Origin of the sequence: Delftia lacustris, from assembly GCF_040267515.1 — a bacterium.
GTDB lineage: Bacteria > Pseudomonadota > Gammaproteobacteria > Burkholderiales > Burkholderiaceae_C > Comamonas > Comamonas tsuruhatensis.
In genome coordinates this window covers 2,742,497-2,763,845 of record NZ_CP141274.1, presented here as the reverse complement: position 1 = coordinate 2,763,845, position 21,349 = coordinate 2,742,497, and the positions used below count along the sequence as shown (strand labels likewise).

Sequence of the window (21,349 nt, the reverse complement as noted above, 5' to 3'; positions counted from 1 at the left end):
GAACTGCCGCCGTCGCTGCAACCGCTCAGAGCGGCGCGCACACCAGCCGGCTCAGTTCGCGCAGGGCCAGAGAAGTCTTGCGGATCAGCGGCGTGGCCTTTTTCTTGGCCGACTGCGCCAGGCACAGCGTGCTCACCACGTGGGGCGATTCGATGGGAATGCCCACCAGCTCGGCATCGGTCAGGTGGCTGCGCATGGCGCTGTCGGTCAGCGCGGCGTAGCCGTAGCCGCCGCGCACCAGGTCCAGGATGGCCGGCACGCTGGACACTTCCCAGACCACGTTGAGCTTGACCTGGGACAGCGTGGCCTGGGCCTCCATCAGCTTGCGGAAGATCTGGCCGTGCTGCGGCATGATCAACGGAAACTGCGACAGCTCGTCAAAGCGCACGCTGCTGCGCCCGCCCAGCGTGCGCGCCGGGCCGATCAGGCACAGGCGCTCTTCCAGCACGGGCGTGACCTCGATGTGCGGATGCGGCTCGGGCGTATAGACCAGGCCCAGGTCCATGCGGCCCGAGGTCAGCCATTCGGCGATATTCATGGAAAAGCCCTCGACCACGGCCAGCCGGGCCTTGGGCATGTCCTTGCTGAACAGATCGATCAGCGGCAGCGTCAGGCGCCGCGCCAGGCTGGGCGGCAGGCCCACCACGATGCGGCCCACGGGCTCGTCGCGCTGGCTGCCCAGATCCTCCTTGGCCAGCGCCACGCGCTGCATGATGGCGTGGCCGTGCTCCAGCAGGCGGCGGCCGGCGTCGGTCAGGGTCACGCCGCGGCCGGTGCGGATCAGCAGGGTTTCGCGCAGCTCGGTCTCCAGCGCCCGCACCTGGCGGCTCAGTGCGGGCTGGGCCGTCTCCAGCAGCACGGCCGCCTTGCTGAAGCTGCCGGTCTCGGCCACATGCACGAACGTCTCTATCTGCTGCAAATTCATGTTCTCTCGCCTCCTCACTTATGCCATTTTGCTATAGCTGCTAGCGCCAGCCACGGCTAGGTGCTTTGCAACGAACTGACACAATGCGGCGACTGGATGATCCAGCCGCTCCCGCAAGAGAGCGTAAAAACAAGAGCAGCCTGTGCCTTGCCGGCATAGGACCAAGCCACCCAGCAAGCCCAACAGCGACTCGGAGACAAACCATGAAAGACAGCGCCTTCCGCATCAATCGCCGCCAGGCGGGCCTCGCCCTTGGCGCCCTGGCCATGGGCGCCCTGGCACCCGCGCGTGCCCAGTCGGGTGCCGCCGCCAACTGGCCCACCAAGCAGGTGCGCATCATCAACCCCTTCCCCGTGGGCGGCGGGCCGGACGGCACCTCGCGCCTGGTGGCCGACAAGCTGGCGCGCCTGTGGAACCAGCCCGTCATCGTGGAAAACCGCCCCGGCGGCAACGGCTTCATCGCCATCGAGGCCTTCAAGCGCGGCGCCACCGACGGCACGGACATCATCCAGCTGGACAACGTCCACCTGGCCGCCTATCCCCACCTGTTCAAGAAGCTGCCCTACAGCATCGACAAGGACTTCGAAGTCGTCCTGCCGCTGTTTCGCACCTTCTTCTTCGTCTGCGTGCCGGTCAACAGCCCCTACAAGACCGTGGCCGACCTGATTGCCGACGCCAAGGCGCGCCCCGGCAAGCTCAACTACGGCTCGTGGTCCGTGGGCAACCCGGTGCACCTGGGCTCGGCCCTGCTGGAGTCGCTGACGGGCACCAAGATGGAACACGTCATCTACAAGGAAACCAGCCAGCTGTACACCAGCGTGGCCACGGGCGAGCTGGCCTTTGCGCTGGGCTCCTCGGGCACGGCCGGCCCGCTGATGCGCTCGGGCAAGCTGCGCTTTCTGGCCGTGCTGGCGCCCCACCGCCTCAAGGGCTATGAAGACGTGCCCACCGTGGCCGAGTCCGGCGGCCCGGCCGATGCCGTGGTCACCGGCTGGAATGCCTTTGCCGTCTCCAAGTCCACGCCGCCGGCCGTGGTCGAGAAGATCCGCCAGGACACCATGAAGGCCCTGCGCGAGCCCGACATCCAGCCCAAGTTCCAGACCTTCGGCTACGAGAACTACTTCCCCACGCCCGAAGAGTTCAAGGCCTTCATCGTCGAAGAGAACAAGCGCTTTGGCGACGTGATCCGCCGCGCCAAGATCGAGCTGTAAGCCACAGGCCACAGCAGGCGCAGACGCAAAAAAGCCGCCGCGCCGCAAGGCCGGCGGCTTCTTTCATGCCGTCTTCAGCGCGACAGCCCGCGCGCCGCAATCGGCCACAGCGCGTGCACCGTGCCGCCCTGCAGCAGCACCAGCTCGTCGTGCAGGTTGAATGTCGGGTCCACGTGCGAGGGCAGCAGCTGCAGCACGCTGCCCAGGGCGGGCGCCTGGGCGCCAGGCTCCACGCATACCACGCTGTGCTCGTCATTGATGGCCACGCAGCGCAGGCCCGGCGTGCCGTAGACGGCGGGCGGGCCGCATTCGGCCGAGGTGGATTTCAGGCCCGCATCGAGGATGACGCGGTCCGGCGCGGGCGTGCTCATCACCGTGGACAGCAGGAACAGGCTGCGGCGAAAGGCCAGCGCCCCGCCCCATTCGTTGGCGCCGTAGTCGCCATCCATGAAGGCATAGGAGCCCGGCTGCAGCTCGGTGTAGACGCCGCTGGCCGCATCGAACTCCACGCTGCCCGTGCCGCCGCCCGTGATGGTGTGGCAGGCCAGGCCGTTGTCGCGCAGCAGCTGCGCGCAGGCCGCCGCCCGGCTCGCAGCCTCCTGGCAGGCCTGCGCACGCTCTTCGCGGCTGCGCCGGTGCTGCGCCGCGCCGTGGTAGGCCTGCAGGCCCGCGAAATTCAGGCCCGGCAGGTCACGCGCCTGCCGCGCCAGGGCCAGCACGGCCTCGGGGCCCGTGACGCCGCAGCGGCCCTGGCCCACGTCCACCTCGACCAGCACGTCGATCTCCACGCCCGCCTGCGACATGGCCTCGGACAGCTGCACCAGGTTGGCCGCGTTGTCCACGCACACGGCCATGCGCGCCGTGCGCGCCAGCCGGGCCAGCAGCGCGTGCTTGGCCGGCCCCACGACCTCGTTGCTGATCAGGATGTCGCGCACGCCGGCCGCCACAAAGGGCACGGCCTCGCTCACCTTCTGGCAGCAGATGCCACGCGCGCCCAGCGCCAGCTGGCGCAGCGCGATCTGGGGGCACTTGTGCGCCTTGGCATGCGGGCGCAGCGCCACGCCATGGCGGTCGGCCCAGTCCTGCATGGCGCGCAGGTTGGCATCGAAGGCCGTCAGGTCCAGCGCCAGGCTGGGTGTGTCGATGCGATCGAGCGGATCGCCGGGCCGTGCGGCAGGCTCCATTGCCAGGCCGCTGGCGTCATCGTGCAAGGGCATGGTGCTGTGCCTCATTCCTGCGGGGGCGCGTACTGGGCGATGACCTCGGCCTCGGTCATGGTCGGCGTCTGGTTGGCGAAGTCGTAGTAGCCGGGCTTTCTGTCGATGTAGATCTGCGTGGCCAGCTCGAAGTCCTGCGACTCGAAGGCGCCGGCCGGCACGAAGTACTCGCCCGTGGCGTGCAGCCGGTAGTACAGGTGCGTGCCGCACTGCCTGCAGAAGGCGCGCTCGGCCCATTCGGAGGAGGCATAGGTGCCTATGTGCTCGCCGCCCTCGAACTTCACATCGGGCCCGCAATGCACCGCCAGCATGGGGCCACCGCCCCAGCGCCGGCAGTACCCACAGTGGCAGGCCCCGATTTCCCGGGCCTGGGGAGAGACAAAGCTGACAGCGCCGCAGAGACAGTGACCGTTCATGGTGCATGGACCTTTCCGTGGGTTGCGAGTACCTGGGATTATTCACAGGTGTCGCGCATCATAGGGGATGGCGGGCCGCCTGCAAATCGCCGCGCCCTACACTGCGCGCCATGCGACTTTTTCATTTCAGCGAAGACGGGGACATCCGGCAGTTCCAACCCCGCCCGGTCCTGAAGGCGGCCCCCCGCCGCCAGGGACAGGAGTGGCTCAACGGCCCCCTGGTGTGGGCCATCGCACAGACGCATCAGCGGCTGTACCTGTTTCCGCGCGAATGCCCGCGCATCGTCATATGGCCGCACGAGCACAGCACGAGCGAAGACAGGGCGCAATGGCTGAACGACCTGCCCGCCGCAGCACAGGCCGTGGCCTATGTGGAGACCGCCTGGGCCGCGCGCCTGCATGCAGCCCGGATACACCGGTATGAGCTTCCAGTCGAGCCGTTCGAAAGCCTGGAGGATGCCGGCATGTACGTGAGCCGGCAGACCGTGCAGCCCCTGCGCCGGGACCTGCTGGTCGATCTGCCGCAAGCAATAGCGGAATGCGGCACCGAGCTGCGCATCGTCGATTCCCTGCAGCCGCTGCGCGGCGTCTGGGACAGCTCGCTGCATGCCAGCGGCATACGGCTGCGCAATGCGGCCAGCTGGGCCTGAGCACCGGACGCCACAGCGATGGCGGCGGCGACGGCAACCATGGGCAAGCACGTAGGCAAAAACAGGCAATTGCATTCGGACGTACGCTATAGTAACGAACGGTATCAAAAGCACGGTCTGCCGTATGACAAATGGACGACTGGATACCCTCCAGGAGGATACCCAACCGAGGCTGAAATGCACGATGCCATCACCAACCCCACGCAAGCTGCGGTGACCCCGGTGGCGCCAGCCCCCCTGGAAATACCCGATTACGAACTGCTGGAAACCTTGGGATCGGGTGGCTACGGCACCGTCTACCGTGCGCGACACCGGCGCACGGGTGCATCGGTGGCCATCAAGGTCGTCAGGCTGCAGGAAGGCGGCCGCCAGGTGGAGCGCTTCCACCGCGAGACCATGCTGTGCGCGTCCCTGCACCATCCGCACATCGTCCAGTTGCTGGACAAGGGCGAGCAAGGCGACTGCGTCTACGGCGTCTTCGAATATGTGCCCGGCGAGACCCTCAAGAGCCTGATCCGCCGCCAGGGCGTGCTGACTGCCGCCGAGGCCGGCCGCCTCATGGCCGAGGTGCTCGATGCGCTGGACTGCGCGCATGCCGCCGGCATCGTGCACCGCGACCTCAAGCCCGACAACGTGATGGTCACCTCCACGGGCGCGGTGCGCCACGCCATGGTGCTGGACTTCGGCATTGGCACCGTGATCCCGCAGTTTGCCGGCCCGCAGGTCTCGCAGCTCACCATGGGCGACGAGTGCCTGGGCACGCCGGCCTACAGCGCGCCCGAGCAGCTGCGCGGCGAGCCGCCCAGCGCCCGCACCGACCTGTATGCCTGGGGGCTGATGTTCCTCGAATGCCTGACGGGCACGCCCGCCGTGCAGGGCGCCTCGGTGGCCGAGATCGTGCACCGCCAGCTCAGCCCGCAGGAAGTGCAGCTGCCGCCGGCCATCTCCACCCACCCCATCGCCGCCCTGCTGCGCAAGGCGCTCAAGAAGCGGCCTGCGGAGCGCAGCGACTCGGCGGCGGCCCTGCTCAGGGACCTCATGCGCGTGCGGCTGGACGATCTGGTGGGCCAGTTGCCCGCCGCCGCCCAGGTGCAGCAGGCGGACCTGACACGCACCGTGGCCACCACACGCGTGTTCTCCGAAGTGCGCCAGCTCACCGTGCTGTGCTGCAGCGTCTCCCTGTGGCCGGGCAGCGACATCCACGGCATGGACAGCGCGGCACGCACCGCAGGCCAGCCCTCGCAGGGGCTGAACATCGAGGACATCGAACTGCTGCAGCGCGAGGAACTCACGCTGTTCTCCGACGTTGCCACCCGGCGCGGAGGCATGCTGGCGGGCACGCTGGGCGACCGCATGCTGGTGCTCTTCGGCTACCCGCACACCAGCGACACCGATGCCCGCCAGGCCGGCATGACGGCCCAGGAGCTGCTGACGCTCAGCCGCAGCCGCGCAGCCGCCATCGAGCAGGTCCACGGACTGCACCTGGGAATCCGCATGGGCCTGCACACCGGCATGGCCGTGGTGGTCGGCGGCGAAGCGCCCTCGGGCCATGCCGTCAACGTGGCCATGCGGCTGGAGGCCATCGCCGATGCGGGCACCCTGCTGGCCAGCGAAAGCAGCCACCGCCTGCTGTCGCGTCATGCGCGCTTCGAGAAGGCCGGCAGCCTGCGCCTGCCCGGCCAGCCCACGGGCATGCAGACCTATCGCCTGGAGCTGGAGCAGCCAGCCGAGCTACTGCAGGGACCTGTGTCCGATGCAGCCTTGCAGTGCATAGGCCGCGAACCCGAACTGCAGCGCCTGCACGACGCATGGGCGCGGGCCCGCGAAGCCGGGGGCAATGCGCTGTGGATTCGCGGCGAGCCGGGCATCGGCAAATCCTGCCTGGCCGACATGCTGCTCGTCCACGCCAGGACACAGGGCGCGAACACCGTGGTGCTGCAATGCCAGCCCGAGCATCGCAACACCGCGCTGACCCCTTTCCTGGGCCTGATACGGCAGCGGCTGGAGACGGCCGATCCCCCGCAGGACCACCGCGAGCAGATGCGCGAAGCCCTGCGCGCCGCAGGCTGCGATGCCGAGGCCGCCCTGCCCATTCTGTGCGCCTGGCTCTCGCTGCCCCTGGGCGACTGCGAGCCCAGCCGCATCTCGGCCGTCATGCAAAGGGCGCTGCTGCTGCAGTCCACCGCGCAATGGCTGCTGCACATGTCCGAAGCCGAGCCCTTGCTGCTGGTCGTCGAGGACGTGCACTGGGCCGACCCCACCAGCATCGAACTGCTGGAGCAACTGGTAGCGCGCCTGCCCGGGCGGCGCGTGCTGCTGGTGCTCACGGCGCGTCCGCAGTGGCAACCGCCCGAAGGCCTGCAGGCCGACTGCGTGGACGTGCGGCGCCTGGAAGACGCCCAGGCCACCGAACTGGCCCGCCAGACGCTGGCACCGCGCCGGCTCAGCCCTGCCGTGATCCGCCACGTGGTGGAACGCACGGACGGCGTGCCGCTGTTCATCCAGGAAATGGCGCGCATGCTGCTGGATGCCCACCTGGTGGAGCAGGACGGCGTCTGGGACTTTCGCCATGCCGAGCTGCCGGCCGCCATTCCGCTCACGCTGCGCGACTCGCTGGTCAGCCGCTTTGACCGCATCGGCCCGCTCAAGCCCCTGCTGCAGCTGGCCGCCACCATGGGCCGGCACTTCGACTTCGACCTGCTGTGCGCCTGCCTGGAACGCCCGCAGGGCGAAGTCGGGCAGGAACTGGCCGCCCTGGGCCAGGCCGGCCTGGTGATTGCCGACGAACGCGCGGGCCCGGGCGCCTACATGTTCCGCCACGCGCTGATCCGGGACACGGCCTACGAATGCATGCTGGTATCGCAGCGCCGGCTGCTGCACCGCGACGTGGCCCTGGCCCTGATGCAGCACCAGCCGCAGCGCGTTGCGGCGGAACCCGCAGGCGTGGCCCAGCACTGGGCGGACGCCGGAGACTACGCCCAGGCCGTGGCGCTTGCGGTGCGGCAGTTGCGCATCACCCAGCTGCGCTCGCTCAACGATGAAACCATTGCCTACGCGCGCCACATCGACGACTGGCTGCAACAGCTCCAGGGCGTGGCCCAGCGCGAGGCGCGGCTGGACGTCAACAGCTACGTGACCCAGGCGCTGATGAACAAGCACGGCTGGGCCCATGCCCAGGTGGTGGAAAGCATCGCGCTGTCGCAGGAGCTGCTGGCCGGCCCGGGCGCCAACGCCGTGGCCGACTACAAGCAGGTGCAGCACCTGTGGATGCTGATCACCTACCACCACGTGGCCAGCAACCGCGAGGAAGTGCGCCAGCTCAGCCACCGGCTGCTGGAGCAGGCCGTGCGCCAGCAGGACACGGGCGTGCTGGTGGCCGCCCAAACCTACCTGGGACTGGCCCACTACTCCGACGGCCGATTCGAGCAGGCCGAAGAAGCGCTGACCGACGCCATCACCCGCTACGACCCCGTGGCCCATGCCCACCATGCGGCCGAGTTCGGCTTCGACACCCGTGTCTGGGCCACCTGCGGGCGCGCCCTGGTGCGCTGGTTCGCAGGCTTCGGGCAGGCCGCGCTGGCCGATGCGAACGACGCCGTGCGCCTGGCGCACGAGGTCTCGCACATTCCCTCCCTGAGCATGGCCCTGCTCTACCAGGCCCTGGTCCACCAGGCGCGTGGCGACAAGGAAAGCGCCTTGGCCACCACGGGCGAGCTGCTGGACATCACGGCCCGCTACGGCCTGCCCGCGTTCTCGGGCTATGCGGACATCATCCGCTGCTGGGCGCTGGGTGACGGCGCAGGCAGCGCCAGCGCCGAGGGCATTGAGCGCGCCAGCGGCACGGCGCAGCTGCTCTGGGACATGGGCTGCCGCTACTGCCAGACCTACTACCGCTCCTTCGTCGCCGAAATGCTGGCGGCCAGCGGGCGCTGGACCGAGGCCCTGGACAAGATCGACGAATGCCTGCGCCTGGCCGACGTGCTGGACGAACGGCTGCACAGCAGCGAGCTGCACCTGAAGAAGGCCCGCTTCCTGCTGGCCATGGGCGCCGACCACGCGGCCGTGCAGGACAGCCTGGCCCAGGCGGCCGGGACTGCGCGCACTGCCGGCAAGTACCGCACCGAAACCGAGGCACTGGCCCTGTCACAGGCCCTGGCACCCGCCAGGCCGGACGTGGCCGCGCGCCTGAGTGAGCTGGCCGCGCTGCGGCCTGAACTGTCCGTGCACCTGTCCGGGCCCCTGCCCGGCCAGGTGCATTTTTCTTGAACCGAGGATGAAGTCACATGACCACCCAGCTGCAGAATACTGAACCGTTGCTCGCATTCCGCCTTGCCTACCTGCGGGCCATCGCCCGCTCCTGGCAGGATGACGCCTACCGCCGTGACCTGCTGGGGCAGCGCGACATCCAGCCCATGCTGCACCGCGACTTCAACCTGCCGACCCAGTGGCCCCAGGTCGATGTGTCGCTGCGCCTGAGCGACGACCCCACCCAGCGCGCCGAATGGAAGCCCGTGCTCACGGCCGGCTGGATCGGTCCCGACGATGAATTCGTCATCGTCCTGCCCCAGGCGCCCCAGACCCATGCCTCCGAGGCCCTGGCCGCCTACTACCAGCTGTTCCCCAACTTCATGGGCGTGAGCACCTCGTTCGAGGAGCCGAACAACGGCATGCTCAGGGCTGCCCTGCCCACGGGCCTGGGCATCCCCGGCGGCGGCCCGGACTCGCTGCTGGCCTTCGGCGGCGTGGTGCTGCGCGCCATCGCCCTGGCCTGGCAGTCGCCCGAGTTCCACGCGGAGCTGACGCGCGACGACGGCAAGGACAAGGCCCCCGTGCTGAGCCAATGGCTGGGCTACAACAACCCGTTCAACTTCCAGGTCCGCTTCGAGACCGAACAGGCCTTCACCTGGGACGCCGCGCGCGGCGAGTGGAACCTGCAGCGCGCAGACGGCACGGCCATCAAGAACGGCATCGTGCTGAACTACCCGGTGGCACCCGCCGAGCAGGACCTGTGGGCCATCGCCCTCACCTCCTACAACAACACCGGTGACGCCTATCCCTTCACCTGCTGATACGGCACCGGCGCAGCTGCAAGGGGCCACGGCCACCTTGCTGCTGACGCTGGCGGCACGTGCCCGCGCTGCAGGTGCGGCAGCTCCCCCGGAGCTGCACGACCTGCCGCCCTTTGCCGACCCCGAGGCGTGCCGCATCGTGGCGGCGCTGCCCCAGGCCAGCGAGGCGCACGCCGCCGACCCCGCCTTTGTGCGCAGCGTGGTGCTGCGCACGCAGCTGTTCGACCGGCTCACCACGCAATTCCTGAGCGCGCATCCGTCCGGCCTGTGCATTGCGCTGGGCGCGGGCCTGTGCACGCGGCGCAGCCGCCTGGCGGCCCTGGCCGGCACCGCACGCTGGCTGAACGTGGACCTGCCCGACGCCATTGCGCTGCGCGATCAATACATGGACGGCGACGAAACCCGCCTTGCCTGCTCCATCCTCGACACCTCCTGGCTGGACGCCGCCGCCCTGCCCGGCAGCCAGCCCGTTCTGGTGCTGCTCGAAGGCGTCTGCCCCTACCTTCCCCAGGCGCCGCTGGAGGCCATGCTGCAGCAGCTGGCCCAGCGTTTTGCCGCGCCCGGCAGCCCGCCGTGCACCGTGGTGCTCGACCATGTGCACCCGGCCCTTGCACGGCTGCCCATGCAGGTGGGCGGCATGCGGCTGCCCGTCGTCTCCGGCTTTGCGGACGGCGCCCAGATGGAGCGCATCCACCCCGCCATCCGCATCAGCCTGCAGGAGCACCTGTATGCCCGGTTCTCGCAGCAGCACCAACTGTTCGAGACCGCCTTCCACGCCACCACCGGCCAGCACCCGTATGCCGTCGTCCGCCTTGAACTGGGAGCCCCGTCCCTTGCCTGAGCCTGCGGCCCCGGACCTGTTTGCCGACGCCTTCCGCTGGCACGAGAAATTCCTGCCTCCCGTGCAGCAGGGCGACCGCCTTTTGCTGGCCAGCGAACGCGACACCCTGGCCCTGGGCTCCGCCGCCGTGCTGGCGCTCAACGCCCCGCTGCAGGCCGGCACCAGCCTCATGCAGCACTGCGCCACAGCGCCCGATGCGCCGCTTGCGCAGATGCTGCACGCCCTGGGCGCCCTGCTGCGCCAAGGCCTGGTCCAGCCGGTGCTGCACAGCGGCTTGAACGGCCACGGTTATCTGCAACCGGATTTCTCGGCCCCGCCCGTGCGCCTGCAGGCATCGGAGCAGATCGACATCGTCCTGCTGACTGCAGCGCTGGACAGCACAGCCGCCTGCCACTGGGCTGCGGCCGTGGCCACGCAGGCACCAGCCCCCACCCCGCTCACCATCGTTTTCTGCGACGACTACCTGGACCCGCGCCTGGGCGCCATCGACGCCGGCCAGCGTGCCGCAGGCCGGCCCTGGCTGCCGGTCCGGCCCGCGGGCGAGCAGGCCATGGCCGGGCCCTTGTTCACGCCCCATGCCGGCACCGCATCGGCCTGCTGGCATTGCCTGGCGCACCGCTGGCAACGCAACCATCCCGCACGCGCCGCGCAAGGCGGCCCGCCGCACGACAGCGGCCGCTGCCCGCCCGTGCGCGCCGGCGCCGACCTCATCGCCACGCGGCTGCAGGCCCTGCTGCCCACGGTGCAGCGCCTGCTGGCGCACACCGATGCAGCGCAAACCGTGTGGACGCTGGAGCCCTCCCAGGCCCACCCCGTGGCCGCCCACCCGCAATGCCCGCACTGCGGCACACCGGGGCTGATGGCACTGCGCCAACGCGAACCCATTGCGCCAGTTCCCGGCACGCATGCCGCGCGCGCCGACGGCGGCTGGCGCAGCGTGCCGGCCGAGACCACGGTGCAGCGCCTGTCCCGGCACGTCAGCCCGCTGACCGGCGTGATTGCCCGGGTCACGCCGCTGACGGCCGAGACCGACGAAGCGCTCACCGTCTACCGCAGCGAAATCTTCAGAACGCCCGCGCCTGGCAGCGGCTTCCTGGCAGGCCCCCCGACACAGCTGTGCCTGGGCAAGGGCCTGTCGGCCATGCAGGCCCGCGCCAGCGCCATGTGCGAAGCCGTGGAGCGCTACGCCGCCTTCCACCAGGGCGATGAAGCCGTGGTCGTCGCCCCCGCCGCGCAGCTGGATGCGCCCTGCATTCCTCCCACAGCGCTGGCCCGCTTCAGCGACCGGCAGACCGCCCGCTTTGCCACCGACAGGCCGCCGCATGCCGTGGCCCCCGGCGCCGGCCAGGGCGAACCCCTGTGGTGGGCGCCCGCCTGGTCCCTGACCGCCGATGCGCGCCGCTACCTGCCGCTGGGCTTTTGCCTGGCCCATGCGCCCGCGCAAAGCCAGCACCACGTGGGCTGGACCTCCAACGGCTGCGCGGCCGGCAACACGCGGGAAGAAGCCATCCTCCAAGGCTTCATGGAACTGGTGGAGCGCGACGCCGCGGCCATCTGGTGGTACGGCCAGATCCGCAGGCCCGCCATCGCGCTGGACGGCATCGCCGCAGCCACGCGCCAGCGCCTGGCGCGCAGCTGCGGCCCGCAATGGTCGTACTGGCTGCTGGACATCACCCATGACTTCGGCATACCGGTCGTGGTCTGCGTGGGCCGCCACGCGGATACCGGCCATTGGGCCGTGGGCTTTGGCTGCAGCCTGGACCGCGCCCTGGCCTGCGAACGCGCCCTCACCGAAATCAGCCAGCTGATCGCGGCGGGCAAGGGCTTTGCCGTGCCGCAGCAGGTGCAGGCCTTTCTGCATCCGCTGGACGGCACCGATGCGCCGCCGCAACAGCCTGCGCAGCAGGCGGACACCGCGCCGCCGGACATTGCCCGGGCCATTGCGCACTGCGTGGACATCGCACGGGGCCTGGGCCTGGAAACCATCGTCTACGACCACTCGCGCCCCGACATCCCTCTGTACACCGTCAAGGTCGTGGTTCCGGGCCTGTGCCATATCTGGCCGGAACTGGGCAATCCACGGCTGCGCGACGTGCCCGTGGCCCTGGGCTGGCGCAGCCGGCCGCTGCAGGAATCCGAGTTCAATCCGCAGGCGCTGTACGTTTGACAAACTGAAACGCGCAGCGGGCATGTACTCTCTCGGCTTGGCAACAGGCTGCCGGCTCCGGGCCAATGCGCCCCCAGCCCACCCCCTGTTCACACAAGCCCCAAGGAGAATTCGAGGCGATGGCCCTCTTTCGTAACCAACTCGACGGCAGCATCGTCGTGCTGCGGCCCCTGCATACCTTCGGCCGCCACCCCTCGGTCTGCCAGACCGTCATGAAGGCGCCCGACGTCTCCCAGGTCCACGCCCTGTTCCGCTGGAACCGGCAGACCTGGGAAATCGTGGACCAGAGCCGCAACGGCACCATGCTCAACGGCGTGCGCCTGGTCGCCGGCCGCTGGACCGTACTGACCGTGGGCGCCAGGCTCAGCATGGGCGAAGGCGCAGAAGCGGCCTGGACCGTGCAAGACCTGGGGCCGCCCGTCACCTGCCTGAGCCCCGGCCCGGGCCTGCCCCAGGACGCCCCCCTGGCCCTGAACCCGCGCGGCACCCTGCTGCCCGACGCCCAGGAGCCCGAAGCCAACGTCTTCTTCGAAGACGGCCGCTGGCTGCTGGAGTCCGGCGACGGCACCGAGCCCCTGGTGGACGGCGCCATGGTCCACACCTCGGCAGGCAGCTGGGAATTCGTGCAATGCGACGACCTGGAATCCACGCGGGAAAGCAGCTTCGACCCGCATGCGCCCAAGCCGCCGGACGTGTCCTTTCGCTTCCACGTCAGCCAGAACGAGGAGCACGCCAGCCTGACCGTCATGAGCGACGGCAAGCCCATCGCGCTGGGTGAACGCATACACCACTACACCCTGGTCACCCTGGCCCGCGTGCGCCAGCAGGACGCCCACAAGGGCCTGGCCCCCGCAAGCCAGGGCTGGATAGAGCTCGATGCGCTCTCGCGCATGCTGGGCGTGGATTCGTCGTACGTGAACATCCAGATCTTCCGCGCCAAGCACCAGATCCTCAGCGCCCTGCCCGAATGCGCGGCCTTGCCGGCCCTGGTGGAGCGGCGGCGCGGCAGCCTGCGCTTCGGGGACTTTGCGTTCGAGATCGAGGGCGGCGCGCGCAGCGCCTGAACGGCGAACTGCAACGGAGAACGGCAGGCACACGGCGCATCACTCGCCGTATGTAATCAGGTGTAATTTTCTTGTTGTGCACACGTCAATAAAGTGGGAACCGGTTCCTGCCGCCTGCGGCAAGGACCTCTCACCCTCCTCCCGGACCGGGTTGCCCGAGTCCACTGGCGCACCTGGAAACCGCAAATGAGCATGGACATGCGACGTGTACTGTTGATCCCCGCCAGCGCGCGGCCCGTTGACCCTGGCCTGGCCAGCCTTTCCATGGACGCACAGGTCTGGGAAAACGGCTATCCCCTGGTCGTCGGCAAGGCCCGCCACGGCCTGCTGCAGGACTTCTGGCGGCACTACTACGGCGAATCCGCCGCCATGTTCGTGGCCTCGGACCAGCTGCTGGAACTGCACAACGACATCATGGCCGCCATCCCCGCCTGCGTGGGCGAGATGCCGGTGCTGCGTTTTCTCAACGACCTCGGAAGAATGTGCCTGCAGGCGCATGGGGACGGCAGCGGGCTGCAGGTCATCGGCGACTGACGAAACGGATGACTCCTGGGGTTGCCGCGCATCCCTGTCGCGGCATTGGGGCGCATGCACAATGGCATGCGCCTTTTTTCGTGCCCGCCCGACCATGAGCAACGCCCCGGATAGCCCCCCTCTTGCCCTGACCGGCAGCTGCCTGTGCGGCGCCATCGCCTATGCACTGCGCTCCACGCCCCAGGCCGTCTCGCACTGCCACTGCCGCATCTGCCAGAAGGCCCACGGTGCCGCATTCGCCACCTACGGCAGCGTGCCGGCAAAGGACCTTGTCTTCACCCGGGGCCAGGAGCAATTGCGCTCCTTTGCCTCATCGCCCGGCATCACGCGCTGCTTTTGCCAGCAATGCGGCTCATCGCTGTCATGGCACAGCCAGCATTACGAAGAAGGCGCATGGATCTCCGTCGCACTGGCCACGCTGGATTCGGAGTTTGTCGTGGGTAGGCAGCGGCATGTGAACCGGGGGGCGGGGATGGCGTGGGTGGATGGTGGGACAAGGTGATCGGGCGGATGGGGTCGGCCAAAAGCGGCCGGATGCCAAGGCCTGCCCGGCCGGTCGACCGGTGGACGACTTGTCCAGTGGCGGCCCTGGGGCGGCACCTATGATGCAGGGCGCGCCAGACGAGCCTGTGCTGGTGGTCTTCTCGGACAAGCAGAACCAGGGCAATCCGGACCGGCCCTTCCAGTACTTATGAACGACAACCCAAGCCAGGCACTCGCAGAGCAGCTGCAGAGCTCCACAAAAAACGTCGATGTGTTCTTGGCGCTGCAAGCGCTGTCCTGCGCTGCCCCCGCAGTGGCTTTCGAGGCCATCACGACATTCATGAGGTCCGCGCCGGCAAATCAGCTGCCCCTGGCCCGAAATGCACTGCTGGAGCTGGTGGACCGCGCTCCCGCGCTCCTGGTGAGCGCGACGCTGGACGAAGACGCAAAGGTGGCTGACGCGGCCAGGCAGGCCTTGTTGATCCGTCCCTCCAATGAGGCACTGCCCCTGTACCTGCGCATGGCCAAGTCCAAGAGCGTTGACGAAGCCTGCTCGGGCTGCATGTACCTGGGCCGTATCTCCTCGCCACAGGCCCGGGCGCCTTTGTTCAAGGCCTTGGGTCACCGCAGCGCAGCGGTGCGCGAGTATGCGGCGACATCCATTCACAGCCACGCCGACGAACACTGGATCGCCGACCTGCTGGAGGCCATCCGCACGCTGCGGCGTGAGGAGACCGACAAAAAGAAAGACTTTGGCGAGGTGATCAGCACGCTGTGCAGCGCGGTGGTCCAGAAATCCACACACGCCTGCCTGGACCTGCTGATGGAAGGACTCCACGATGCGGACGCCAGAGTCCGCGGGACCTGCATCAGCGCACTGGGGCGCCTGGGCGATACGGCAGCCGTGGTCCCGCTGATCGAGACGCTTGAACACCCGCGCCGCGGGATGCCGCGGGAGCTGAGGACGGCACTGGTCAAGGTGCTTGGCGAGTTGGGCGACGCGCGTGCGATCGCGCCACTGCTGCGTGCCGGAGTGACCGTTGCAGCACCGGCGCTGGGCCCGCTGAAGGCGCAGGAAGCCGTGCCTGAACTGATGGCCGCGCTGGAACAGGCAAGGACACCGCGCGATGCCGACGAGCTGGCCGAGGTGTTGGCCCAGCTGCAAGGGCCCGGCGAGTCGCAGTGGCCCCGCGCAGGGTTGCGCACGGCGTCGCTGCAGGTACGGCGAGCCGCCGCACTGCAGCTGGCGCGCACCGCGCCCCAGGAAGCGGCCCAGCATCTGCGCGCCATGCTGCCCCAGCTGTGCGGCGGCGACGCCGTGGGCGTGGCCGAAGCGCTGGCCTTGATGGGCTCAGCAGAGGGTTTCGAAGGCTTCGCGAAGGCATTGGCGGACGACCCCCACCACTGGAATGCCAGCGCCGTGGCGTACGCCTGCCAGAATCTTCGCGGCCCCCAGGTGCAGGCCCTGCTCCTGGGGCTGATGCCCGGCATCCGCAACGAATACGTCCACCACGTCTGCAAAGCGCTGGCAGCGCAAGGGGCTGACGTATTGCCTGCGCTGATCGCTGCAGCCCAGGCAGCCGGCGACAGCTTGCGATACCGCTACGTGATGGCGCTTGCCGAATTCCGCGACCCCCAGGGGGCCGGTTTGCTGGCGCCTCTGATGGTCCGCCGCAACCCGTTGCGGGACGCCGCCATGCTGTCGCTGTCAGCCACGCCCAGCGCCGAGGCCAGCGCGGCGCTGGCTGCGGCATTGCTGCAAGCCGAATCGCCGGCTGATGCCCGGCTGATCACCGAAACGCTGGCGAAGGCAGCCACGCGCGAGGCGATTCCCGACCTGATACGGGCGCTGCAGGCCGACCTCGCCACCGAAGAGATATTGGAAGCCTTGGGCCGTCTGGGCAGTCTGGGCGACCAGGCGGTTGTGCCTGCACTGATCGATCAACTGAGCAGCCCCAACGCGCGCCGCCGCCAGGCAGCGGCCATGGCGCTGGGGCAGATCGCAGACCCTGCGGCGGGGGCACCGCTTGTCCGCCTGCTGCTGAAAGAATTTCATCTGGAGGTGGCGCAGGCCGCAATGCAAGCCTGGCTGGCCATGGGCGCGCAAGATGGTGGCGCACTCGATGGGCTGGGCGCGCCGGGCACGCGCGCATTCCTGTTGGCCAGTGCCAGACAGCTGCGCAGGGAACGCTGACACGCACATCCCCGCACGGATTGCGGTGCGCCCGGTCAGGATCTGCCATCGCTGTAGAGCCGGTATTCGGTGCGGCTGCTTGAGGCTGAGAGCTGCCCGGCCCCTTGACGAAGATTCTCCGTGCCTTCAGGCAAAATCCAGACGATCGGGAAAGCTTGGCGTCAGGTCTGCCGGGAAGCCCAACTTGAAGAATGGAACAGTATCAATGGCACTGACGAAGAAGGGCGAGTTCTGGTACGGGACAACGTCCGGCGACACCCAAGCCGAGCTGCGCAGCTACAGCGTTGCGAATCGCCATGAGGCCGTCCGGTTTGCCTCGTCCAAATGCGATTGCGGGTGCCGGACTTTTGCGCTGCAGACGGATGAAGAAGCCGGCGTGGCCATCCGCACCTGCACCGACTGCGGGCAGGAACACCTGATGGGCGACAGCGCGGAATATGTTGAAGAGGCCACCCCCGAGGCACACGAGTGCGTGTGCGAGAACGAGACGTTCGAACTGATGTCCGGCGTCTCCGTGTACGAAGGCACACACGACGTGCGCTGGTACTACATCGCTTGCCGCTGCGTGGAATGCAATCTGGTTGGGGTCTTCGCAGACTGGAAGTGTGAAGCGGGTGATGCGGCGGCCTTCCTCGCCAAGGTATGAACGCGCGGGATCAAGACGCGCTGCCCAAAGATCTGGTCAAGCGGGTTTGCCGGGTGCATGCAGGCGATAGCGCAAAAAGCGAGTCCCCTGAATATCCAATGCGCCATCTGGCCGAAATCCCAGCTTGAGAATCCCTTTTATTCTGGTTCTTGAAGGTGGCAGCAAAATCGTGATGGAGCTCAGCCCCAAGCCAGTGAATGCACGTTTCACTATCTCTTGATAGATGGCTTTGCCACTTCCCCAGAATTTGGGGTGAAGCACCAAAGCGAGGTCGGCATCACCTTCCTCGTACTGCAAACCGCCCCAGCCGGCAAATTGCTGGTCAATTTCAAACGCCCATGGCCCATAGCCGTATTGCTGCCACTGGGCATCCTTTTGCCGAGCCCATTCATTTGCTTTCGCCAGGTCGAAATTCGCACTTCCAAGCGGCATTTGTCGCAGCACATCTGGATTGTTGTTCAGCGAAACAATGTGAGCCGGATCAACTTCAGTGAGCCGCTTAAATTTCAAATTCATGCCTGTATCTGGTTGTCTATCCATCAAATTCAAAGCCTACCAAAACGGTGGTTGCCGACCGTCTATTTGAGCGTCAACCAAGGGGCAGCAGTCCACAGTGCGGGGTTGCTGCCGCTGCAAGCCAAGGCTTCACTTTCTGATCGGCGGTGCGCAACCACTGCTCGACGCTCGGCAACGCACCGCCACCAGACCCGCTGCCAGCAGCGAAAGCAACGCCAGCGCCCAGGGGCCGAGCGCGGGTATGGCCTGCGGGGCCAGCAGCACGGGCAGGCCGGGGTCGGTGATCTGGTTGGGCACGGAATCGCTGTCACCCACGCCGCCATCGGCCAGGGTGAAGGTCACGCTCAGGCCGTCGGGCGCAAACTGCGCGCCGGGCAGCGCATACCAGTGCGGCTGCGCGCAGGCAGCGCCGGTGCAGCCCAGCCCATCGGGGCTGGGGCCGTATTTGTAATAAACGGCCCCCTGCGGCACTGGTGTGGTGAAGTGCACGGTCACCTGTGCATCTGCATTGCCAGCGACACGCCCCAGCACCAGGCCCAGCGGCGCGTGCACCGCACGCACATGGGACGGCAAGGGCGCGGGCAAGGTGGAGGCAAAGGCGGCGCTGCTGATCTCCCAGCCGTTCGCTCCATCCACCTCCACCGCCCCCAGATTGCCGTTGCCGCCCGCACCCTGCCACGGTGCGCTGCACTGCTGCGCTGCGCCGCCATATTCACCGCTGCACTGCCATTTGTGTTGGCCGCCGGCGGATAGCACGGTCCCTGGCGTACCCGTGGCGCACAGATTCGCGCTGGGCTTGAAGGCCACAGCGCCGTTGGCCGCTGAGCCGCAGGTCGCATCGACCGGGTCGTGGGTGAACGTGGCCGAAACGCTGCGCGGACTGGTCACGTTGGTGAGCTGGCATGCTCCCGTGCCCGCGCAATCGCCCGACCAACTGGTGAAGTGATAGCCCGTACCAGGCGTGGCAATGCAGCCTGCGTCCTGGCCGTGGGTGACGGGGTTGGGTGTGCAGGTGACCGTGCCGTTGGCCGGGGCCGGGATGATGCCGATGGAATAGGTGTTGAGCGCGAAGGTGGCACTCACGCTGCGCGGGCTGGTCACGTTGGTGAGCTGGCATGCACCCGCCCCCGCGCAATCGCCTGACCAACTGGTGAAGTGATAGCCCGTATCGGGCGTGGCGGTGCAGCTTGCGACCTGGCCGTGGGTCACGGGGTTGGGCGTGCAGGTGACCGTGCCGTTGACGGCGGCGGGGGTGGCGATGGAGTGGGTGTTGGGCGTGAAGGTGGCCGAGACGGTGCGCGACGCGGTCACGCTGGTGAACTGGCATGCACCCGTGCCCGTGCAATCGCCCGACCAACTGGTGAAGTGGTAGCCCGCATCGGGCGCGGCGGTGCAGCTTGCATCCTGGCCGTGGGTGACGGGGTTGGGCGTGCAGGTGACTGTGCCGTTGGCCGGGGCGGGGACGATGCCGATGGAATAGGTGTTGAGTACAAATGTGGCACCCACGCTGCGCGGGCTGGTCACGTTGTAGAGAATGCACGCGCTGGCAGTGCCCGCGCAATCGCCCGACCAATGGGTGAAGTGGTAGCCCATCGCGGGCGAGGCGACGCAGATGGTGTCTTGCCCATGGGACACGGGGTTGGCCGTGCAGTTCACGCTGCCGCCGGTGACGGCAGGGGTGGCGATGGCGTAGGTAATCGGCGCGAAGGTGGCTCCCACGCTGTGCGCGCTGGTCACGTTGGTGAACTGGCATGCACCCGTGCCCGCGCAATCGCCCGTCCAGCCGGTGAACTGAAAGCCCATTTGCGGCGTGGCAGTGCAGCCAGCGGCCTGGCCGTGGGGCACGGGGTTGGGCGTGCAAGACATGCTCCCGCCCGTGGTGGCAGTGGTAGTGATGGCGTAGGTGATGAGCGTCGTGTTGGCAGAGACGGTGGTGGCCCCGAGAACCACGGGCTGGCAAGCCCCCGTGCCGCTGCAGGCGCCGCCCCAACCGCTGAAGGGGCGGGCGACAGGGTCGTGCACCGTGGCCGTGCAGGTGGCGCTGGAGCCATGGGTCACGGGGTTCGGGGTGCACTGTGCGCTGGCGATGCCCGCATCCGTGTTGACTGTCACCATGTACTGGCGCGGTGCCAGGCAAGCGGCCGTGGTGCCGCCGCTGATGCCCGCGCAATTCCAGCGGAAGGCATCGGACGCGGCAGACTGGTTGGTGGCCGAACCGGCGCTGCACAAGAGGGTTGGCAAGGTGAGCGAAGGCGCAGTGCTGCCACACGCGCCATTGGTGGGCGGCGGGGCGAAGGTGGCGCTGATGGTGCAATTGCCGGTAATGGTCGCAGTGGTGTAGGTGTTGCCCGCAAGCGATCCGCCGCAGCCGCTGACCTGCACCGTATAGCCCGGTGGCGTGGTGAGCGTGAAGCTGGCCTGCTGCCCCGCCGCTACATCGCGCCCCGCCTCGATGCTGCCGCCGCCCGTGGCCTGGGAGGTAACGAGGTAGGCGCGAGGCACGGAGCATTGCGGCGAAGGGTTGCCGCCGTAGCTGCTCTGGCACACCCAGGAGAAGGAGTAGGTTTCACCCATCACGCCGCTGGTCGTGCCCACGCTGCACAGCAAGGCGTCTGGCGGATAACGGCGAGGCGTGGTGCTGCTGGCACTGCCGCACACGCCATCGAGCTGCACGGAGCCGGCCTCGACCGTCATCCCGATGGAGGTCTGCGGCTCGGCCACCCAGGCCGGCTTGTGGCTCGCGCCTGAATACCAGGTCAGCCCGTCGTTGGTGGCCGTGGTGATCTGGCGGCGGATCATGGTCTGGCCGATGCTGCGCACCACCACCCAGGCAAAGTCGCCCGCCGCCACGATGCGGTCGCCCGTGAACACGCGCAAGCCCGGCGTGGCCGCATCGGCGGTGAAGGGGGCACAGGCCGTCATGTCCACGAACGGCGTGGCGGCGCTGGCGTCGGTTGCGCACACTTGCAGCTCGAACTGGTCGATCTGGGTGAGATTCATCTTCACCTGCGTGATGCGCAGCGACTGGCTGCCAATCGGGATGCGGTTGGCCACCCACAGTTTGGTGTGGTAGCTGGAGTTGTGCTGGATGAGCCACGGGTCATTGGCGGCTGCCAGGTTGTCGAATACCGTGACTGCACCAGCAGACACTGAAGCCGCCACCGTCAGCAGCAGCATGGCAATTCGAAGGGCAAGGGTTTTCATGGCGATGGGGTGGGTGGGTGGAGCGGTGTTCCACCCAGCCGCGATCAGCCATGAAAAATGCTTTCAGCGCTTATGTATCAAGCGCTGAAAGCCATGTTGATGCAAGCGTGTGGCACGGGTGGATGCGCACTGCCGGCCATCTTGCGGGCGCGCAGCCCTGGCGGCTTGACTGTGCGTTCGTGCCGCGCTTGACTGGACGTTTCGCAAGCCTC

At 68.1% G+C, this 21,349-nt stretch carries 16 protein-coding genes; 11 read left to right on the top strand and 5 right to left on the bottom strand.

Annotated elements, in window-relative coordinates; translation table 11 throughout:
• Window positions 1-25: 25 nt before the first annotated feature.
• The gene (locus tag U6958_RS14005; protein WP_046985988.1) at window positions 26-925 is read right to left on the bottom strand and encodes a LysR family transcriptional regulator; all 900 of its coding nucleotides are present in this window, start codon (window positions 923-925) and stop codon (window positions 26-28) included.
• A gap of 203 nt (window positions 926-1,128) precedes the next feature.
• Between U6958_RS14005 and U6958_RS14000 the strand changes: the two genes are divergently transcribed.
• Window positions 1,129-2,136: a tripartite tricarboxylate transporter substrate binding protein gene (locus U6958_RS14000; protein ID WP_047475041.1), complete on the top strand. Its 1,008-nt coding sequence runs from the start codon at window positions 1,129-1,131 to the stop codon at window positions 2,134-2,136.
• A 74-nt stretch (window positions 2,137-2,210) separates the two neighbouring features.
• Here U6958_RS14000 and U6958_RS13995 read toward each other — a convergent pair whose 3' ends face one another.
• The gene (locus U6958_RS13995; protein ID WP_074922914.1) at window positions 2,211-3,353 is read right to left on the bottom strand and encodes a DSD1 family PLP-dependent enzyme; all 1,143 of its coding nucleotides are present in this window, start codon (window positions 3,351-3,353) and stop codon (window positions 2,211-2,213) included.
• Window positions 3,354-3,364: 11 nt separating this feature from the next.
• Window positions 3,365-3,769: a GFA family protein gene (locus U6958_RS13990; protein WP_016446370.1), complete on the bottom strand. Its 405-nt coding sequence runs from the start codon at window positions 3,767-3,769 to the stop codon at window positions 3,365-3,367.
• 110 nt (window positions 3,770-3,879) lie between these two features.
• Here U6958_RS13990 and U6958_RS13985 point away from each other — a divergent pair, with 110 nt between their 5' ends.
• The 10 genes from U6958_RS13985 to U6958_RS13940 all read left to right on the top strand — a co-directional run bounded on the left by U6958_RS13985 (window position 3,880) and on the right by U6958_RS13940 (window position 17,417).
• On the top strand, window positions 3,880-4,419 hold the full coding sequence (locus tag U6958_RS13985) for a DUF6886 family protein (protein ID WP_046985991.1): 540 nt from the start codon (window positions 3,880-3,882) through the stop codon (window positions 4,417-4,419).
• Window positions 4,420-4,596: 177 nt separating this feature from the next.
• Window positions 4,597-8,685, top strand: a complete 4,089-nt coding sequence (locus U6958_RS13980) for a TOMM system kinase/cyclase fusion protein (RefSeq protein WP_074922913.1) — start codon at window positions 4,597-4,599, stop codon at window positions 8,683-8,685.
• A gap of 17 nt (window positions 8,686-8,702) precedes the next feature.
• Window positions 8,703-9,488 carry a BMA_0021/BMA_0022 family TOMM bacteriocin gene (locus U6958_RS13975; RefSeq protein WP_016446373.1) on the top strand — a complete coding sequence of 262 codons (786 nt, stop codon included), beginning with the start codon at window positions 8,703-8,705 and terminating at the stop codon, window positions 9,486-9,488.
• Window positions 9,463-10,329, top strand: a complete 867-nt coding sequence (locus tag U6958_RS13970; protein ID WP_244160511.1) for a class I SAM-dependent methyltransferase — start codon at window positions 9,463-9,465, stop codon at window positions 10,327-10,329. The genes U6958_RS13975 and U6958_RS13970 overlap by 26 nt, the downstream gene beginning before the upstream one ends.
• Complete coding sequence (locus U6958_RS13965) at window positions 10,286-12,496, top strand: TOMM precursor leader peptide-binding protein (protein WP_074922912.1); 2,211 nt, start codon at window positions 10,286-10,288, stop codon at window positions 12,494-12,496. The genes U6958_RS13970 and U6958_RS13965 overlap by 44 nt, the downstream gene beginning before the upstream one ends.
• A 119-nt stretch (window positions 12,497-12,615) precedes the next feature.
• Complete coding sequence (locus U6958_RS13960; protein ID WP_016446376.1) at window positions 12,616-13,560, top strand: FHA domain-containing protein; 945 nt, start codon at window positions 12,616-12,618, stop codon at window positions 13,558-13,560.
• Window positions 13,561-13,758: 198 nt separating this feature from the next.
• A complete protein-coding gene (locus U6958_RS13955) occupies window positions 13,759-14,094 on the top strand; it encodes a hypothetical protein (protein ID WP_223275358.1) in 336 nt (111 codons plus the stop codon).
• Between the two features lie 94 nt (window positions 14,095-14,188).
• Complete coding sequence (locus tag U6958_RS13950) at window positions 14,189-14,596, top strand: GFA family protein (protein WP_016446377.1); 408 nt, start codon at window positions 14,189-14,191, stop codon at window positions 14,594-14,596.
• A 189-nt stretch (window positions 14,597-14,785) separates the two neighbouring features.
• Window positions 14,786-16,771 carry a HEAT repeat domain-containing protein gene (locus U6958_RS13945; RefSeq protein ID WP_074922911.1) on the top strand — a complete coding sequence of 662 codons (1,986 nt, stop codon included), beginning with the start codon at window positions 14,786-14,788 and terminating at the stop codon, window positions 16,769-16,771.
• A 205-nt stretch (window positions 16,772-16,976) separates the two neighbouring features.
• Window positions 16,977-17,417 (top strand): hypothetical protein, encoded by a 441-nt coding sequence (locus tag U6958_RS13940; RefSeq protein ID WP_074922910.1) that lies wholly within the window; start codon window positions 16,977-16,979, stop codon window positions 17,415-17,417.
• Between the two features lie 36 nt (window positions 17,418-17,453).
• Here the strand turns inward: U6958_RS13940 and U6958_RS13935 are convergent, their stop codons facing one another.
• Both U6958_RS13935 and U6958_RS13930 read right to left on the bottom strand, forming a co-directional pair.
• Window positions 17,454-17,933, bottom strand: a complete 480-nt coding sequence (locus tag U6958_RS13935; RefSeq protein ID WP_074922909.1) for a GNAT family N-acetyltransferase — start codon at window positions 17,931-17,933, stop codon at window positions 17,454-17,456.
• 129 nt (window positions 17,934-18,062) lie between these two features.
• Complete coding sequence (locus U6958_RS13930; RefSeq protein WP_244160509.1) at window positions 18,063-21,137, bottom strand: IPTL-CTERM sorting domain-containing protein; 3,075 nt, start codon at window positions 21,135-21,137, stop codon at window positions 18,063-18,065.
• Between the last annotated feature and the right edge of the window lie 212 nt (window positions 21,138-21,349).

Excerpts from the sequence above, each read along its gene's own strand:
- U6958_RS14005 (WP_046985988.1), bottom strand. The coding sequence starts at position 925 with ATGAATTTGCAGCAGATAGAGACGTTCGTGCATGTGGCCGAGACCGGC.
- U6958_RS14000 (WP_047475041.1), top strand. The coding sequence starts at position 1,129 with ATGAAAGACAGCGCCTTCCGCATCAATCGCCGCCAGGCGGGCCTCGCC.
- U6958_RS13995 (WP_074922914.1), bottom strand. The coding sequence starts at position 3,353 with ATGCCCTTGCACGATGACGCCAGCGGCCTGGCAATGGAGCCTGCCGCA.
- U6958_RS13990 (WP_016446370.1), bottom strand. The coding sequence starts at position 3,769 with ATGAACGGTCACTGTCTCTGCGGCGCTGTCAGCTTTGTCTCTCCCCAG.
- U6958_RS13985 (WP_046985991.1), top strand. The coding sequence starts at position 3,880 with ATGCGACTTTTTCATTTCAGCGAAGACGGGGACATCCGGCAGTTCCAA.
- U6958_RS13980 (WP_074922913.1), top strand. The coding sequence starts at position 4,597 with ATGCACGATGCCATCACCAACCCCACGCAAGCTGCGGTGACCCCGGTG.
- U6958_RS13975 (WP_016446373.1), top strand. The coding sequence starts at position 8,703 with ATGACCACCCAGCTGCAGAATACTGAACCGTTGCTCGCATTCCGCCTT.
- U6958_RS13965 (WP_074922912.1), top strand. The coding sequence starts at position 10,286 with ATGCCGTCGTCCGCCTTGAACTGGGAGCCCCGTCCCTTGCCTGAGCCT.
- U6958_RS13960 (WP_016446376.1), top strand. The coding sequence starts at position 12,616 with ATGGCCCTCTTTCGTAACCAACTCGACGGCAGCATCGTCGTGCTGCGG.
- U6958_RS13955 (WP_223275358.1), top strand. The coding sequence starts at position 13,759 with ATGCGACGTGTACTGTTGATCCCCGCCAGCGCGCGGCCCGTTGACCCT.
- U6958_RS13950 (WP_016446377.1), top strand. The coding sequence starts at position 14,189 with ATGAGCAACGCCCCGGATAGCCCCCCTCTTGCCCTGACCGGCAGCTGC.
- U6958_RS13945 (WP_074922911.1), top strand. The coding sequence starts at position 14,786 with ATGAACGACAACCCAAGCCAGGCACTCGCAGAGCAGCTGCAGAGCTCC.
- U6958_RS13940 (WP_074922910.1), top strand. The coding sequence starts at position 16,977 with ATGGCACTGACGAAGAAGGGCGAGTTCTGGTACGGGACAACGTCCGGC.
- U6958_RS13935 (WP_074922909.1), bottom strand. The coding sequence starts at position 17,933 with ATGAATTTGAAATTTAAGCGGCTCACTGAAGTTGATCCGGCTCACATT.
- U6958_RS13930 (WP_244160509.1), bottom strand. The coding sequence starts at position 21,137 with ATGAAAACCCTTGCCCTTCGAATTGCCATGCTGCTGCTGACGGTGGCG.